Source organism: Bacillus sp. LR_5 (assembly GCF_042709275.1).
On record NZ_JAVAXX010000131.1, the window covers coordinates 1 to 17060 of the forward strand.

The 17060-nt window shown below is 43.3% G+C and carries 13 protein-coding genes and 1 pseudogene; 3 read left to right on the forward strand and 11 right to left on the reverse strand.

Features of this window, described 5'->3' with window-relative positions:
- Positions 1-3: 3 nt before the first annotated feature.
- Positions 4-1044, forward strand: coding sequence for a (R,R)-butanediol dehydrogenase (gene bdhA / locus RAC86_RS22140; RefSeq protein ID WP_003234015.1), 1041 nt, complete (start codon positions 4-6; stop codon positions 1042-1044).
- Between the two features lie 47 nt (positions 1045-1091).
- Here bdhA and iolT read toward each other — a convergent pair whose 3' ends face one another.
- Positions 1092-2513, reverse strand: coding sequence for a myo-inositol transporter IolT (gene iolT / locus RAC86_RS22145; protein WP_029317394.1), 1422 nt, complete (start codon positions 2511-2513; stop codon positions 1092-1094).
- A 571-nt stretch (positions 2514-3084) separates the two neighbouring features.
- Here iolT and RAC86_RS22150 point away from each other — a divergent pair.
- Positions 3085-4110 (forward strand): potassium channel family protein, encoded by a 1026-nt coding sequence (locus RAC86_RS22150; RefSeq protein WP_377886026.1) that lies wholly within the window; start codon positions 3085-3087, stop codon positions 4108-4110.
- 47 nt (positions 4111-4157) lie between these two features.
- Here the strand turns inward: RAC86_RS22150 and RAC86_RS22155 are convergent, their stop codons facing one another.
- The 7 genes from RAC86_RS22155 to gutB all read right to left on the reverse strand — a co-directional run bounded on the left by RAC86_RS22155 (position 4158) and on the right by gutB (position 11476).
- Positions 4158-5129, reverse strand: a complete 972-nt coding sequence (locus tag RAC86_RS22155) for an SPFH domain-containing protein (RefSeq protein ID WP_377886027.1) — start codon at positions 5127-5129, stop codon at positions 4158-4160.
- 30 nt (positions 5130-5159) lie between these two features.
- A complete protein-coding gene (locus RAC86_RS22160) occupies positions 5160-5924 on the reverse strand; it encodes a TPM domain-containing protein (RefSeq protein WP_377886028.1) in 765 nt (254 codons plus the stop codon).
- Entirely contained in the window at positions 5924-6949 is a 1026-nt protein-coding gene (locus tag RAC86_RS22165; protein ID WP_038428507.1) for a TFIIB-type zinc ribbon-containing protein, read from the reverse strand. The genes RAC86_RS22160 and RAC86_RS22165 overlap by 1 nt, the downstream gene beginning before the upstream one ends.
- A gap of 65 nt (positions 6950-7014) precedes the next feature.
- Complete coding sequence (locus RAC86_RS22170) at positions 7015-7698, reverse strand: PspA/IM30 family protein (RefSeq protein ID WP_377886029.1); 684 nt, start codon at positions 7696-7698, stop codon at positions 7015-7017.
- Between the two features lie 194 nt (positions 7699-7892).
- Positions 7893-8855, reverse strand: a complete 963-nt coding sequence (locus RAC86_RS22175) for a carbohydrate kinase family protein (RefSeq protein ID WP_080528996.1) — start codon at positions 8853-8855, stop codon at positions 7893-7895.
- A gap of 94 nt (positions 8856-8949) precedes the next feature.
- Positions 8950-10341, reverse strand: a complete 1392-nt coding sequence (locus tag RAC86_RS22180) for an MFS transporter (RefSeq protein ID WP_377886030.1) — start codon at positions 10339-10341, stop codon at positions 8950-8952.
- Positions 10342-10414: 73 nt separating this feature from the next.
- The gene (gutB, locus tag RAC86_RS22185; RefSeq protein ID WP_128992470.1) at positions 10415-11476 is read right to left on the reverse strand and encodes a sorbitol dehydrogenase; all 1062 of its coding nucleotides are present in this window, start codon (positions 11474-11476) and stop codon (positions 10415-10417) included.
- Between the two features lie 201 nt (positions 11477-11677).
- On the opposite strand from gutB, the gene gutR reads away from it, so the two are divergent.
- Positions 11678-14167, forward strand: coding sequence for a glucitol operon transcriptional regulator GutR (gene gutR / locus RAC86_RS22190; protein ID WP_377886031.1), 2490 nt, complete (start codon positions 11678-11680; stop codon positions 14165-14167).
- Positions 14168-14255: 88 nt separating this feature from the next.
- On the opposite strand, the gene RAC86_RS22195 is transcribed toward gutR, so the two are convergent.
- From RAC86_RS22195 to groEL, 3 genes and pseudogenes are all read right to left on the reverse strand, one after another.
- Positions 14256-14810 (reverse strand): alpha/beta hydrolase family protein, encoded by a 555-nt coding sequence (locus RAC86_RS22195; RefSeq protein WP_377886032.1) that lies wholly within the window; start codon positions 14808-14810, stop codon positions 14256-14258.
- Positions 14811-15090: 280 nt separating this feature from the next.
- Positions 15091-15395: pseudogene (locus tag RAC86_RS22200) on the reverse strand (abhydrolase domain-containing 18); the annotation flags it as partial.
- Between the two features lie 557 nt (positions 15396-15952).
- A partial coding sequence (gene groEL / locus RAC86_RS22205; protein WP_377886033.1) for a chaperonin GroEL occupies positions 15953-17060 on the reverse strand: 1108 nt, incomplete at its 5' end.

Genomic DNA, 17060 nt, shown 5'->3' on the forward strand with positions numbered 1-17060 from the left:
TCCATGAAGGCAGCAAGATGGCATAACCAAAAGGATATCCGTATTGAACATATCGAAGAGCCAAAAACGGAGCCGGGAAAAGTAAAGATCAAAGTCAAATGGTGCGGCATCTGCGGAAGTGATTTACACGAATATCTGGGCGGCCCGATCTTTATTCCGGTTGACAAACCGCACCCATTAACAAATGAAACGGCACCTGTCACAATGGGGCATGAATTCTCCGGTGAAGTTGTCGAAGTCGGAGAAGGCGTTGAAAATTATAAAGTTGGAGACCGCGTTGTAGTCGAGCCGATTTTTGCTACACACGGCCACCAAGGCGCCTACAACCTTGATGAACAAATGGGATTCCTCGGCTTAGCCGGCGGAGGCGGCGGTTTCTCTGAATACGTCTCTGTAGATGAAGAGCTTTTGTTCAAACTTCCTGATGAATTATCATATGAACAAGGCGCGCTCGTTGAACCTTCTGCAGTTGCTCTATACGCTGTCCGCTCAAGCAAACTCAAAGCAGGCGACAAAGCGGCTGTATTCGGCTGCGGCCCGATCGGACTTCTTGTCATTGAAGCGCTGAAGGCTGCCGGTGCAACTGATATTTACGCTGTTGAGCTTTCTCCTGAACGCCAGCAAAAAGCTGAGGAGCTTGGCGCGATCATCGTTGATCCGTCTAAAACAGACGATGTAGTCGCTGAGATTGCAGAACGTACAGGAGGCGGTGTTGACGTAGCATTCGAAGTCACTGGTGTCCCAGTGGTGTTACGACAAGCCATCCAGTCCACTACAATTGCCGGTGAAACCGTCATCGTCAGCATTTGGGAAAAAGGTGCTGAAATCCATCCGAACGATATCGTAATCAAAGAACGTACAGTAAAAGGAATTATCGGATACCGCGACATCTTCCCGGCTGTATTGTCATTAATGAAAGAAGGCTATTTCTCAGCCGACAAACTCGTAACGAAAAAAATCGTACTAGATGATTTGATCGAGGAAGGCTTCGGGGCTCTTATTAAAGAGAAAAGCCAAGTCAAAATCCTTGTCAGACCTAACTAATTTGAAACCAAAAAGAATCCGCACTCGGGTGCGGATTCTTTTTTTAATTATCCAATCACTTCAGCCCCAGAATCCTTCTTCGCCCCGCCGTGATCATAAGCACGGAAGTTTTCCTCCAGCTGTTCAAGAGAAAGTCCTTTCGTTTCCGGCAAAAACCTCTTCACAAACAGGACAGAGCAAATTCCTAATCCAACGAAGATAAAGAACGTTGTGGACAGGCCGATAGCTGCCAGCAATATCGGAAACGTGAAACTGACTGCAAAATTCACCATCCACAGACAGAATACCGTGACACCCATTCCCAGTCCGCGAAGGCGAAGCGGGAAAATTTCAGATAGCATCAGCCAAGTCACTGGTGAAATGGCGCCCTGCTGAAAAGCAAGAAATGTGACCGTTAATGACAGGACTACATATGGAAGTGCCGGTGATCCTTCAAGTACAAGTGAGAATATCCCGATTAGCAATAACGCTGTTGTCGTACCGATCAAGCCTGTCATCAGCATCGGCCGGCGCCCCACTCTTCCCAGCAGCCAGATTCCGACGAATGTTGCCAATACCGAAATCACGCCATTCGCAATATTTCCGATTAAAGCGGCTTCCGTTTGGAAACCGGAATTTCTTAGAATTTCAGTCCCATAATACATTATCGAATTCACACCTGTAATTTGCTGTACAATCGCAATCCCTAATCCAATAAACACAATACGGCGCACCCATGGGACTGAAAGATCTTTAAACGTCGCTTTTTCAAGCTGATCTTCTTTTTTGAAAGCGAATTCAATTTCTTGCAGCTCAGCTTCTGCCCGTTTTTCGTCCCTGATTTTTTTCAATACACGCAAAGCATCTTCTTTTCTTCCTTTAGAAACAAGCCAACGGGGACTCTCGGGCATTCTGATCATGCCGAAAAACAGGAACACGGCTGGAAGTGACGCAATGACCAGCATAAACCTCCACACATGGGAGTTGTCTCCCATTGTTGTTCCAAGGATCGCATTAAAAACAAAGGCCAAAAGCTGTCCTGATACAATCATCAATTCGTTCTGCGTCACCATCCGTCCCCTGCTTTCCACAGGAGACATCTCTGCTAAATAGGCAGGCACCGTTACGGATGCACCCCCAACCGCAATACCGAGCACAAAACGGGAAATAATCATGACCGTAACATTTGGTGCAAACGTGCACCCGATCGTTGAAATAAAAAATATAACAGCGAGGAACAAAATATTTTTGCGGCGGCCGTTAAAATCAGACATCCTGCCGCCAAATACAGCACCCAGTGCCGCTCCAAAAAGAAGTGAACTGGTGACAAGGCCCTCTGTGAAGGCATTGAGATTAAGCTGATCCGGCTCTCCCATATACGGCAAAGCTCCATTGAGCACACCGGTATCATAGCCAAAAAGAAGCCCGCCGAAAGTGGAGACTAAAATAATTGTACGTAAAAATGACATTTGATTGCCTTGTTTATTCATACTGTTTCCCCCAGTCTTTTTCAAAATGCGTATGTCAAAAACTTATTCCAGGGCTGCTGCCTTCCTCACATTTCGTAAGCAGGCTTCAGAAAATAGTTGTTCATGTTTTTATCCAATAACCTCATAACCTTCCCTTCTTCTTAGCATGTCAGTCCTGATGGAAGCGATTTCATTTCTCGCTAAAAGAACAATGGTCATTTCTTTGTGCATAACCTTGTAAATTTGGCATTTAATAGTCACTTGATAGTTCAATTGTAGTGATATGATAGTGACATTTTTGTTATATCTGATATTATCATAATTATAAAAACGCTTTCAGTCAATATAAATTTCTGAAATTTTTTTACTCTATAAAAGGAAAATCACCAATTCAAGGGGAAAATGAACGTTTTTCTTCATAAAAATGTGTGAATCAAGTCAAAAATCCTGTGATTTTCTGTTCATATCGATAAATGAGTAAGTTTTGGGTAACTTCATCTAAAATCAAACATTCGTTCAATTGTTTCAGACTTAGGATAAAAGGAAATAGAGAAGAAAATAAAAGAAGGCTGACTTAAGGGAGGTAACCAAAATGAATGAGGGTTATATCATTGCAGGCCTTTTATTATTGACAGCAGGGATGATTGATTTTTTATGGACCACGTTATGGTTAGAGAGCGGTGCCGGCCCGATCACAAGATGCCTGTCTGCCTGGCTGTGGAAGGGTTGCCGCAAAATCAGCGGTGACCACGCAAAGGTTCTAAGTATGGCTGGTCCTCTGCTGTTATGCCTGACGTTAGTGATATGGATCAGTCTATTTTGGAGCGGGTGGGTTTTGATTTACTCGAGTGACCCTCACTCACTTATGGAAACTCAATCAAAAGAACCGGCTTCCTGGTCAGACCGAATTTATTTTTCCGGCTATGTCATGTTTACATTAGGAAATGGCGACCTCGCTCCGAACGGAGGCCTATGGAAGCTTGTCACGATTATTGAAACAGCTCAAGGACTGCTTACCATCACGTTTTCTGTCACGTATTTGATTTCCGTCTTGAGTGCGGTTAATCAAAAACGCTCCTTTGCCCAAAGTGTATTAAGTCTAGGACATGACGGAACAGAAATCGTCCATAATGCATGGAATGGCAAAGATTTTCACGACATTGATTTTCTTCTTGTCGCTGCCTCATCAAAACTGGGAAAGCTGACCGCTCAGCATAACGCCTTCCCCATCCTTCATTTTTACCACAGCACGCAGCATCAGGAATCATCCATTATAGCTGTTGCTGTATTGGATGAGGCTCTAACCATTTTCAAATACGGAATTCCTGAACAATATCAGCCGAATCAGCTTCACATCAAAGAAGCGCGCTCAAGTATCAAAAACTACCTGGATACCGTTCATACTGCCTATATCCATCCTGCAGAACAAGCGCCGCCGGAACCAGACATCTCAAAGCTTCAACAATCAGGCATACCGGCTTTATCAAAGCAAACATTTCAAATTGCCGTCAATTCAATAAAGGAACGTCGTCAATTGCTGCTGGGAATTATCCAAGCGGGTGCTCGAAAATGGCCTGTTCAGGAGCAAGCAATAGGTAACGCTTATTCTCCTAAATAAAAAAGTCCCGAGTGTCTGATCACTCCGGACTTTTCACTGTATGATTCTTATACAAGCTTCTGGCCGCAATTCGGACAAAAATTGGCTTCGCCCGTTTTTGTTCCGCAGTTTGGACAGAAATTCGGTTTGTTTCCGCTGCCAGTTGACTGTGGGCCTGATGACTGTGCCTGCTGATTTTGATTCATTTGGTTCATCATCTGATTGGCCATATTCATTCCCATCATCATTCCAGCCATATCCGAAGCCGCTCCGCCTCCGCTCATCTTTCCGGATGCCATTCCATCCGTCATTGATATTTGCTGGTATCTGTTCACATCCCCAACCATACCGTAGGAAGCGTTCTTTGTAATCATATCTTGAACCTCTTGAGGATAATTAAAGCTCATGATTTGAAAACCAGTGACCGTCATCCCGTCGCTTATTAATTGCATATCTAAGTCCTCTTGAATTCCCTTGGCAATATCAAAAGCGTTTGCTTGAAGATTAAACATATCTTTCCCTTCTCTTGTGATCCACTTCATGAGAAGCTGATCCAGAATAGAAATGATACGGGTTTTAATATCCTCTACAAAATATTGATCTTTCACGCCAGCGATTTTATCAATCAGGCTGATATAGTCCTGCACCTTGAAATTAAATGTGCCGTTTGCGCGAATGGGCATCCCGCCTGGCATTCCCGCTGCCGGAATATTTATCGCCTGTTTTGTTCCCCATCTTACGGTAAATTCCTTCGTATTGACAAACAGCACCTCAGCTCGCATGCCGCTGTTAAAGCCAAACTTAAAGCCCTTTAACGTTGAAAGGAATGGAATAATTTCTGATTCAATATCATAATCACCATCATCTTGAAAGACTCCTTCAACCCGCCCATTGTTCAAAAAGACAGCATCCTGTCCGGGACGAATGATTAAACGGCTCCCTTTTTTGATTTCACGATTGTTCCATTTATAAAAAATCATATCATCTCTAAATTCTTCCCACTCTACTACATTCGCTAATTGATTTCTGAAAAACGACATTACGCCTCTCCCTTTCTCTATTTCTTACATTTAAAAACTGCCCCGGCTCCCACTGTATGACGTGCCGCCTTTCGTAACACCGCCATCGCTGCCGCTGTCTTTATCTGATGGTTTTCTTTCTCTTGTTACAGTCGTTCTAATATAAGTGTCGTATTGATCAATCACATCAGACGTACGCTGATCCATATATGTATTTCCATTAACCGTTACTTTGCCGCCTGCATGATAAAGCATGATTGAAACCGCAATTCCCCCGACTGCGATGGCAGCAATCAGCTGAAACCACCATATAAAGAATATGTTGTCGGGGTTTACTCCCGGTTTTATGCCCATATCTTTATAGGAAAGCTGAATATATGTCTCAAAAGCTTCAAAATAATTTTCATTGGATAAATCAGATGAAATCGTATTTCTGATGCTATTGAGCCTGCTGTTGTCCAAATACTGTTCGGCTTTTTTGAAGCCTGCGATAAACACTTCTCTGTTTGTCATATCAATGGTCAAAATGGCTGTACTGCCTTTTCCGTAACGATCATAAAAATCGCCGGTATAGTCTGCAATATCTTCACCGTTTGTGCTTTTGGTCGTAATAATGATGAAATCAGTGTCCCTCTTTGCACCCAGCTCTGCCGAGAGAGATTCAAGTTTTCCGATCTCCGCTTTTGACAATAGATGAGCGCGATCGTACACATGCTGCTGCGATTCAGAGGCTCTTGCCGCTTCGATACCCAGTAAAGGCATCATGATGAAGACAGCCAGCACACCAAAGATCGCTTTCCCAAAAAATCCACGCATCAAAATCCGCCTCCCATCATCAATGAGACGAGCTTCAACGCAAGAAATGTCCCGCCTGCTATTCCGCTAAACCATGCCGCCACTTTTCCTCGACTGATCGGCGGCTTTCCGACAACCTTTCCTGTTTGCCCGTTCATCGCAAAGATATGCTCCGCTCTTTCATAATCGTAACTGACCATCCAAACGGGAAGCAAAACATAAAAGCTGTTCACGTTTTTCGTGTGAATATGTTTGTCCCTCACATTGACTGACGTATATCCGGAAAAAGTAGAATGGATGTATGAATCTATATAACTGCTGATTTTCTCTTTTGCCCTCGGAAAAAGCTCCTCATCGGTATAATTGTACTTTTCCGCAATATAACCGGCCAAATATGCCGTTTGAAAGTCCTTCAGCTCTTCGTATGAATAAGGCTCCAATTTGTCCATTAATTCGTCTTTCATTTTTTCAGAGGCATCGACAGGGATTTTCAAATAATCGAGATTGATATCACGAAACGCTTCAAAGTGCTCTGTTTCCGTGCAAATATAATCCCCTTCTTCATATTGATGGACTCTGGTACAGTTTGCTCTCACCTGTACTTCACTATTTAAATCAAACATCCAAAACGGAATATACATGCCGGTGATGCTTTTAATGCGATCGGCAGACATGAAACCTCTTGGTGTCAGAAGGCCTTTTTTGCACCACTTTCGAAATGCCTGCTCCGCTTCTTGCTTGCTGATTGTAAATGGAATGACCTTCGCCGGCGCCAAATGTCCTGATAAACGATCGGCAAGTATTGCAGCACCTCCGCAGAAGCTGCACGTCGTTGCTGTCGTTTCAGCTTCCGTGATCAAAACGGCACCGCAGTTTTCACATTGATATTCTTTTGCTTCATCATCAGAAAACCGTGCCGCAATGTTTTCTTTCGGAAGGCTTTCAATATTGTCCTGTCTTCCGCAGCTGCTGCAGGATAACGAGCCGGTTTCACTGTCAAATGCCATATCACTGCCGCAGTTCGGACACTTATAAGATATTATCATTACCGTTCCCTCTCACATCTTATGATAAAATGACGCCGCAGCCGAGAGCTGCGGCCTCCTATGTATTACTTATCGAGCATCATTTTCGCTTTTAACGCCGCAAGTTCATCATCAACCTGGCTTGAACCGCCAGTGTCATACTTTGCAGTCAGATCAGCCATATCATCCTGCGGAGCGCTGTTCAGTTCAGCCATTGCATTGGCCTGATCAAGTGCCTTATTTACTTTGTCCTCCATTCGGCCGAATGCAGACATTGATTGGCTTGTACTTGAAACAGAAGCGCCTAGTTTGTTCATTCTTTCTTGCGTTTTCGCTACTGCCCACTTCGCCTTGATCATATTTTTGCGTGCTTCCAGCTCTCCAATGTCAGATACCAATTTGTCATGCATCTTTCTCATCTGTGCGGCATTGGTTGCAGCAATTTGATTCGCCGCCTGCAGCTTAGAAAGCTTTGACTCCAAAGATGTTTTTCTTTCAAGAAATTTTCTCGCATCGCTCTCATTCCCGGCTTGCAGCGCCTTCATTGCATAGCTTTCCATCTTTTCCATATCCGCCTGGCATTCGTGATATTCTCTTTTTGCTCTCTGCTCCTCGGCCATAACAGCTGCTGTTTCTGCCTTAACCTTAGCCAAATCGCTATTCATATTTCTTAAATATTGATCTGCCATTTTCTCCGGATTTTCAGCCTTGTCCAATAAAGCATTGATATTCGCAGACATAATATCTTTAAATCTTCCAATTATACTCATTATATCGTTCCTCCTAAAGCTAATTCGGTAACACTTGTTACATATACTATTTATTATCGTTAAAAGTTTCACTTTTTTAATAAAAAATGACATTCCAAACAAAAAATACACAACTTTTTACCCGAACAAAAATGTAAACAATAAAAAAAGATGCCTCCAAAAGTCCAAAGACTTTCAAGAAACATCTTCAATGTTTACAAAGAAACTTCAATCTCATCCAAGCTCGGCAGTGCATCAATCGCTCCAATTTTAGTACACACAAGAGCTCCGACCTTATTGGCAAACGCCACAATCTCACGCAGTTTCACAAAATCAGCATCTACAGATTGAATCTGATCCGTATTTGCCAATTGATATAAAGCCGCACCGACAAAAGCATCTCCCGCCCCTGTTGAGTCAATTGATGTCACCGGAATGCTTGGAATGATTTCATGGTCTTTTCCATTGGAAAGAAGCGTTCCGCTTTTCCCAAGTGTCACAGCGACAATGTTGGCTCCGATCTCATGAAGGATCGCAACACCCTTTTCATGATCCTTCACACCGCTGATAATCTCAAGCTCCTCGTCACTGACTTTCACAAAATCACTTACAGCGATCGCTTTTTTCGCAACACTTACAAACTCTGAGACTCTTCCCCTCCATAAATCTTCACGGTAGTTAGGGTCAAACGAAATAAACTGTCCATTGTCTTTCGCACTCGACATCAGCCGTAAATAGGCTGAGCAAAACGGATCTGATAGCAGTGCCGTTGCAGAGCCGAAATGAAGGATTTTCGCTTCGTTTAGTTTTTCCTGGTCAATATCCTCCAGCGTAAACAAAGCGTCCGCGCCTCTATTAAAAACAAAGTCACGCTCTCCATTTTGTTTTAATGAAACAAAAGCAAGCGTTGTAGGCGCTTTCTCATCCATCACCAGCATAGAGGTATCGACGTGTACAGCGTCCAAAGTTTGCTTCAGAAAATACCCAAACGGATCCTTTCCTACTTTTCCGCTGAAAGCGGCGTCTCCTCCCAGCTTGGCAATTGCTGCCGACACATTCGCCGGTGCCCCGCCGGCACTTTTCAGGAATTGGCGCCCTTCCATTAAATCAACGTCAACATCGGTACAAAAGAAATCGATCAACAATTCCCCAATACAAACTACAGAATGACTACGCATATTATCACACTCATTTATAAAGTCTAGATTACAGTCTCAGTATATTACTTTCTGCCATAAATACAACATTGAATATTAAAAATTTTACATATATTTATCTCGCAGACCTTTGCTCCAGCTCAGAGATGATGTGTTTATATCTTTTTTCCGTTAAAGGATAGAAGGAGATAAGAATAATAGAAAGCAAAATGAAAAACCCCGGAATCAAAGCATTCATATTTTTAATCGCATTCAATGACGCAACTGTCTGGTCTGTATTCGCCACATACCCGGCGATTCCTAAGTAAATGGCCGAAAATGACCCGGCTAACGCAACGCCCAATTTATTAATAAAGCTCATGCTCGAAATCACAACACCATCCGCGCGAACCCCGGTTTTCCATTCCGCATAATCGACACAATCCGCCACCATTCCCCAAGCAAGCGTATTTAAAGGCGTTGTGAAAAATCCCGAAACGAAAAGCCAAATGAAAATGAGTGTAATGGAAGAATACGGCGTAAAATGCAGGCCGGCATAAGAAATAAGCGATAGAGCTGCCGTGATGATCATGACTTGTTTTCTGCCCCACTTCTCAGAAAAGAAAGGAATAAACAAATTGCTGATCAGCGCTGCTCCGAAAAATAAAACGGTGCCCATAAATACGAACTCTTTATGGTTGACGTTATACGTAAAATAATACACCATCGTGCTGAGCTTAATATTAAACCCGATCGCAAAAGCCAAAAAGGATGAAATTAACATAAGCAAGGGTTTGTTTCGGAATAAAACGGAGAATGTCTTTTTGATCCCTTGTTTTTTTCTCTTTTTAGGCTGAATCCGCTCCCGTACAGTAAAGAAACTAAATAGATTCAAAACAATGCTGACCGCCGCATAGATGAGCGCAGTCATTTGAAATCCAAACGCCTGATCCTCTCCTCCGATAGCAGTTGCAAGCGGTGTCGCACAGGAAATGGATAAAAGAATGCCGATATACACCAAAATCATCCGGGTTGTGGTCAGAACCGTTCGTTCCTCCACAGAATTCGTCATCCGCCCCGTTAAGCTGTTCACCGGGATCGTTTGCATACTAAAGGACATCCCAAGCAGAATATAAGTGACATACGCATATACCATATTTCCGGTCTCACCGAAATGAGGCGTCGTGAAACATAAGAATGTGAATAGCGCAAAAGGAAATGCCACCCACAGCAAATATGGCCTTGCTTTTCCCCACCTTGTATTCGTTTTATCTAAAATCAATCCCATGATCGGGTCAAAAATAGCATCCAGCACACGCACAACAAGAAACAAAGTTGCGATCACCGCAGGCTGAATGCCGCCGACGTCTGTATAATAGAATAATAAGTATGCGTTTACAAACTGAAAGATAATATTATACGACATATCGCCGAATCCATAACCGATTCGTTCAAACCAGGACAGTCCGGTACTGGATTTTGACTGATGCTTCACTTTCATTGCCGTTACTTTTTCTGTTTCAATCATCATTTCCCACCCCAAGAATCCGTTTTCATTTCCAGTAAATAAGAGGGAGAATATGAAGATCCTCCCTGTTCACTCAGCGATTTGGATACACCATCACTTTTAAACATTCATTCTTAAATTGAAGCGCCCGTTCCATCGCCTCTTGTGTCTGCTCCAGCGAATATTGGTCCGTTACTAGATGCTTCGTGTCCACAATGCCGGAAGCGAGAAATTCGATTCCCTTTGGATACGTATTGGCATAACGGAAGATCCCGTAAATATCAATCTCATTATCCGCAATAAACGGCACGTTGAGCGGAATCTCGTTCTGTGAAGGCAAACCGACAATCGCCAATTTTCCGCCCCGGCGCACAGAAGCCAGTGCGGATTGCAATGCCGCTGGATTCCCTGCTGTTTCCCAAGCAACATCAACGCCTCTATCATTCGTGATCGTTTTAATCTCTTCAAGTGCATCCTGTTCACGTATATTAATAATATGAGTCGCTCCCATTTTTTTCGCAGCTTCTAACCGCAGCGGCTCTAAGTCGGTGACAATGATTGTGCCTGCCCCAAATGCTTTAGCTGCGGCAACAGCCATTAACCCAACAGGGCCCATCCCCATAATCGCAATCGTTGATCCGGGCTGTAGCTTCGTTCTGGCCGCCGCATGGATGCCGACAGAAAACGGCTCGATCAAAGCAGCATCTTCATAAGAAAGTGAGTCTGGGATAGAGAAAACAAAGTCCTGACGCATTTTAATATATTGGACAAACGCGCCGTCTACTGGCGGCGTGGCCAAAAACTGTACATCCGGACAAAGGTTATAACGCCCTTCTTTGCACGCTTCACATCGTCCGCACGTAACACCCGGCTCTACAGCGACGCGGTCTCCCACCTTGAATTGATCGACAGATGATCCGACAGCGGCAATTTCACCCGCGCATTCATGGCCAAGGATAAATGGTTTTTCCACTACATAGTTGCCGATTCGTCCATTTGTATAGTAATGCAGATCAGATCCGCAAATTCCGACAGCCATCACCTTAATCAACACTTCATCATGATTGATGTCAGGCACAGGCAATGTTTCGATTTTGATTTCTCTTGTGTTGTGCATAACAGCCGCTTTCATGTTCTGAGGTACTGTGTGAGTCATTTGGCAAGTTCCTTTCTTTAGAAAATAAAATGTAAGTGCATACATTTTTGTTTTCTCTGTTACTGCCCTCATTTTATCTGCTTTTCAACACGTTCAACAGCCTTTCCTGCTGTATAAAAGGACAGCGGCACTGTACTTTTATTTTTTCATATACAAAAAACGCTGGATTGATAAAATAGTACTAATAGGAGGTGCAGGCTTATGGCTGAACTTGAAAACCGAAAACAATTTGCACAACTGCTGGCACCTGGCGTCAAAACGCTAAAACTTCATCCTGATTATAAAGTCAGAAGGAAAAAGAATGAAAAAACAGGACAGTCTTACATAGATAAAATCGCACTCCAGCTGGGAGTCTCCCCAAACACGATCAAAAGCTGGATCGGACAGATGGGGGCAAACTACATTCCCGGAAGAATCGACGACGGAAAACTGTTCGGAATGATCTGGATCATTCTCGAAAAGACCGACTTGGATATCGAGTGGTTGACCGACTTGCTGGAAGCCACCACTATCCCAGTCATCAAACCCGCATTGCCTGTATGGGCAGCATCCTGTTTGAAAAAAGCGAAAATACTGCGAAAAGACGGATTATTCGGGGCTCCGAGTGAAGACGAAATTGAAAATGTAGTAAAACGGCTGTTTCATGACAGACCCAGCCATGAAACGAATGCGCTTACAGAACAGCCTATCACTCATAATTTACCCTCACGCTGGTCCGGACGCTTTATCGGGCGCAGCTTTGATATGGAAGCAATACGGCAATGGATGCTTTCTCCGTCACCAGTCTGTTTAATCACCGGCTGGGCTGGCATGGGAAAAACCACAGTCGCTCTTGAAGCCGCCTATTCCTGTGTCGGCGATACTTCAGATTGGCCCGCATTCAACAGTATCATCTGGGTCAGCGCTGATTGGAAAGGATTGAGCTTTAGCGATTTTTTAAATACGATCGCCTATCAGCTCGGGCGCACAGAACAAATCGATAAATCAATCAATGAAAAACGGTTCGTCGTCCGCAATGCGTTAGCTAATTACACTAGAGAAAAACCGATCCTGCTGATCGTTGACAGTATTGATACCGCAGAACGTGACATTCATGAATTTATCACCAGCCTTCCTCAAGGCGTGAAAGTCCTCCTCACAGCGCGGGAAAACGTAAAGCAGACCTATCGGGAAAGCTTCGGAGAAATGACAGCCATTCAGCTAAGCGGTCTTGACCAAACAGATGCCCACGAATTTTTTCAACAAGAAGTGCATCACTGCTTACAAACATGCAACCTCCCACGTAAACGGGAAAAGCTGGAGCAGCTGTTACATCTATCATCTGACCTGAAAAACGAATTCATTTCAGCGACTGCCGGAAACCCGAAAGCCATGGCACTCAGCATTGCCTATATGTCAGACGATGACATCCCCGCTCAGCAGCTGATTCATGAGTTTGGAAAAGCAGGCTACTCACTGCTGGAATTGTTTGAATTCCTCTTTGGCCGCACCTGGGATAGATGCAATGAAGATACGCGAAAGCTATGGCAGACGCTTTGCTTTTTCAGCAAGCCGCCTGATGAAAAAAGCTTGGCGGCAGCAGCCGGATTAGACGCCCGCCGTTTTCATTACGCTATGGAGCAAATGCGGTCATATGCGCTGATTCAGCCGGAACGAAGCCAAGGCAGGACACAATACTTAGCGCACCAAACCGTTGTCGCTTACGGAGAACAGCACTTGTCCGAACAGCACGAATATGAAAAAGAAGCCCGCAATCGCTGGGCGCACTATTATATTGATTATGCCGAAACCCATTTAAAGCGGGAACAGCCCAACTCTATCTATTGGAGCTACCTGCTGGGACGGAACTTAGATCAAATGAAACAAGAATGGCCAAACATCTTAAAGGTCATCCAATGGGCAAGTGAAACTGAACAAAAAGAAATCCTAATCGAACTCATCACCCGCATTAGCCATTTTCTAAGCAGAATCAACCTGCCCCTGCGAATCGAATACGGACGCAAAGCGGCCGACGCCGTCCATCACTTAGGCCAACACACACGAGAAGCGTACTTCCGAATCGACACAGCAGGCTGGGCTCTGATGGAAGTCAATGATTTAGACGGAGCGCTTCAGCAAATAGAAGCCGGGCTGAAGATTCTTGAACAATCAGACGCTCACGATGCCTATGATCTAAAGGTTTGGGGACATGCACTCAAAGCAAGGCTGTTTTTAAAAGCCGGGCAACAGGAAAAAGCAGAGACCATTTTAAGAGAAATTGAAGATCAACCGATTTCCCCTACCATTCAACACAGAGTTCTATTGGTTCGCGGTGACTTAAGCTTTGCGAGAGGTCATCATGAAGAAGCCATTCAATTATACGAAGCGGCAAATGAAATCAGCTCCACGTACGGCGGTGAAAAAACGATAGAAGCCTATTTCAATCTGGGTGTCGCTTACGTGAAATATGGTCAATTTGAGAAAGCGGAAGAAGCCTTTGAGCAAATGCTCTATGACAAACATAACGCCAATCAGGTTGAGTTGATCTATTATTTTTACGGGATGGCGCAGCTGTTGAACCGTAAAGGAGAGAAAACGAAAGCTATGGAAGCTAATCAGAGAGCGATTCGTTTGATTGATTCGTGGGAGCCTGCGATTGGGATTCGGGGAGAGGTGGAAGAACTGGCAATGGTGATTAAAGAAAACGACTAGTACGCATAGTAGTTCTGTCAGCAATCTCACTCAATAAATAGGAAAGGCCAACTGAAGTTGCAGTTGGCCTTTCGTTTCTTATTAAGGTCTACAAATGTACTGAACCAGGTTTTCCCGTATTTATCCTTTCTCTTATAAAGGAAAGCGTATCATTTGCCAGTTTTTTGCGACAAAAAACAATACCGGAATGACCACAATCGTAGACATATCTTGTGGGTTTCCCCCAACTTTCCCATAAATAATCTGCATCTTTTAAGTCAATATACTGATCATGTTTAGCAGAAATCAGCAGAATGTTATCTTTATTAACTTTCGGCAAGGCTTGACTAGGATCTGTGATATTCCAATATTTTGTTAAATCTTCATAGGTCACACCATTTTGTTCTAATTCTTCTCTTATGAATTTACCTGGGATCGTGTTCCATATTGAATAAGAAAGGCGATTGGCATAAAAGATTGATACCACTACATCAATTTGAGATTCTAGGGTAGCAATTAGATTAGTGATCCATCCCCCTAAACTTACTCCCACTATGATAACAGGGCCTTTTTTATTTGCTTTTATCCAGTAAATTAATGCCCGTAAATCTACAATGGCCTGTCTTGTCGACTCAATTGTACGATCCATATTTGCACTAATCATCAACTCGCCACTATACAGTGAATTTTCCGGTTCTCTTTCAAAATGGTATGGAAGAGAATAATAATGCATGTTCCATGCCTAAATCGTTCATTATACGCTTACGAAATATCTTTTTGATCCTATTGTACGAATCCATGCGCCAGCCGTGTACAAAGATGACATTGGGTTGATCTATATCATTTTCATGTAAAAAAACCTCCCCTTTTAAAGTATCATTAACAGGATTCCCAGATTGAATTAAAGATTCATAACTAAATGTTCCAACTCTATAATTTTTTTTAGATTCATTCAAATCAATTGAAACATCAGCTATATTTGCACTGTAAAATTCCTCTCTATCATTTATATCGGCTTTAAAAGCAGCAGAAAAATGTTTATCTTTGCTTCTTTTTCTGTGTAAATCATATAAAGCCAAACGATCTATCATTTTTGAGAAATGCACTATTAAGTCCTCCTTGATAATCATAAAAAACTAATATTAGAGTTAATAATTGGATTGTCGGTCTCCATAGAGTCGGGATGAATATTATCAAGATGTTGGTGGAAGAACCTAACTACATCGCCAGTGAATTTTTGAGAATCAGATTATTCTGCCGTTCTATATATTTAACATACATCGTCTTAGTAGCTAAAAAGCAGCACAAATAGACATTTTAATAGGTTTTCTCTTTGACAGTGTTTTCCTTGGGGAAACGTCTAAGAGTGTTGGTGACACTATTTATTTAGGTAACTGGGGCTTTTTTGTCTTATGAGAGGATACCATCTCCTGTCTGCAATAGTGAGAGAAGTAACAGAGGTCTGGACGAATAATTTTTAAACCCATTTTATAATCATAACAGAAGTGCAGTTTACTGAAGTTACAGTAAGCCGTTTGTCAAAGAAGACGTAAACAGGAATCTGAGCCGGTGGAATTTTGTATTTTGGTCAATTGAATAATTCATATCGGGATTATCAAAACTATTGAAAATCGATATAGAACAGTGCTGAAAAAATCAAACTACGAAAGACAGAAAAAAAAGAAGCTTCTCACAAGTTCAGTGAACTCATGAGAAGCCTCGAAAATTTATTAATGGATCAATAGGGCATCAAAAATGACGTCCGTTGCCGACAAACCCTTGTAAATCAAGGGTTTTTTGTCGGTTTTACATCATGCCGCCCATACCGCCCATGCCGCCCATGTCAGGCATTCCACCGCCAGCGTTTTCTTCTGGCTTGTCAGCGACAACGGCTTCAGTTGTTAGGAACATTGCAGCTACAGACGCAGCGTTTTGAAGAGCTGAGCGTGTAACTTTCGTTGGGTCAACGATACCTTTTTCGATCATGTTTACCCATTCGCCAGTTGCAGCGTTGAAGCCTACGCCGATTTCTTCGTTTTTAAGGCGCTCAACGATGACAGATCCTTCAAGACCAGCGTTATGTGCGATTTGACGGATTGGCTCTTCAAGCGCGCGAAGCACGATGTTGATACCTGTTTGAGCATCGCCTTCAGCTTCAACTGCAGCGACTTTGTTATATACGTTTACAAGCGCTGTACCACCGCCGGATACGATGCCTTCTTCAACAGCTGCGCGAGTTGAGTTCAAGGCGTCTTCGATGCGAAGTTTACGCTCTTTCAGCTCAGTTTCAGTCGCAGCGCCGACTTTGATGACAGCTACGCCGCCAGCAAGTTTAGCAAGACGCTCTTGTAATTTTTCTCTGTCGAATTCAGAAGTTGTTTCTTCCACTTGAGCGCGGATCTGAGTCACGCGGGCAGAAATTTTGTCTGTTTCGCCAGCGCCTTCAACGATTGTTGTGTTTTCTTTAGTAACGACAACTTTAGAAGCGCGTCCCAATTGAGCGATTTGAGTAGATTTCAGGTCAAGGCCAAGATCTTCTGTGATGACTTCTCCGCCAGTAAGGACAGCGATGTCTTCAAGCATTGCTTTACGGCGGTCACCGAAGCCAGGAGCTTTAACAGCAACTGCGTTGAATGTGCCGCGAAGTTTGTTCACAACAAGTGTTGCAAGTGCTTCGCCTTCAACATCCTCAGCGATCAGAAGCAATGGTTTGCCTTGCTGAACAACCTGCTCAAGCACAGGAAGGATTTCTTGAATGTTTGTGATTTTTTTGTCTGTGATTAAGATGTAAGGATTGTCAAGAACCGCTTCCATCTTATCAGAGTCAGTTACCATGTAAGGAGACGCATATCCGCGGTCGAATTGCATACCTTCAACAACTTCAAGCTCAGTTGTGAAGCCTTTAGACTCTTCG

What these genes read in the sequence shown, in the direction of transcription:
- RAC86_RS22180 (WP_377886030.1), bottom strand. Translation starts at nt 10,341, where the DNA reads ATGATTGAAACAGAAAAAGTAACGGCAATGAAAGTGAAGCATCAGTCA.
- bdhA (WP_003234015.1), top strand. Translation starts at nt 4, where the DNA reads ATGAAGGCAGCAAGATGGCATAACCAAAAGGATATCCGTATTGAACAT.
- RAC86_RS22160 (WP_377886028.1), bottom strand. Translation starts at nt 5,924, where the DNA reads ATGCGTGGATTTTTTGGGAAAGCGATCTTTGGTGTGCTGGCTGTCTTC.
- gutR (WP_377886031.1), top strand. Translation starts at nt 11,678, where the DNA reads ATGGCTGAACTTGAAAACCGAAAACAATTTGCACAACTGCTGGCACCT.
- RAC86_RS22155 (WP_377886027.1), bottom strand. Translation starts at nt 5,129, where the DNA reads ATGTCGTTTTTCAGAAATCAATTAGCGAATGTAGTAGAGTGGGAAGAA.
- RAC86_RS22150 (WP_377886026.1), top strand. Translation starts at nt 3,085, where the DNA reads ATGAATGAGGGTTATATCATTGCAGGCCTTTTATTATTGACAGCAGGG.
- gutB (WP_128992470.1), bottom strand. Translation starts at nt 11,476, where the DNA reads ATGACTCACACAGTACCTCAGAACATGAAAGCGGCTGTTATGCACAAC.
- RAC86_RS22165 (WP_038428507.1), bottom strand. Translation starts at nt 6,949, where the DNA reads ATGATAATATCTTATAAGTGTCCGAACTGCGGCAGTGATATGGCATTT.
- RAC86_RS22170 (WP_377886029.1), bottom strand. Translation starts at nt 7,698, where the DNA reads ATGAGTATAATTGGAAGATTTAAAGATATTATGTCTGCGAATATCAAT.
- RAC86_RS22195 (WP_377886032.1), bottom strand. Translation starts at nt 14,810, where the DNA reads ATGATTAGTGCAAATATGGATCGTACAATTGAGTCGACAAGACAGGCC.
- RAC86_RS22175 (WP_080528996.1), bottom strand. Translation starts at nt 8,855, where the DNA reads ATGCGTAGTCATTCTGTAGTTTGTATTGGGGAATTGTTGATCGATTTC.
- iolT (WP_029317394.1), bottom strand. Translation starts at nt 2,513, where the DNA reads ATGAATAAACAAGGCAATCAAATGTCATTTTTACGTACAATTATTTTA.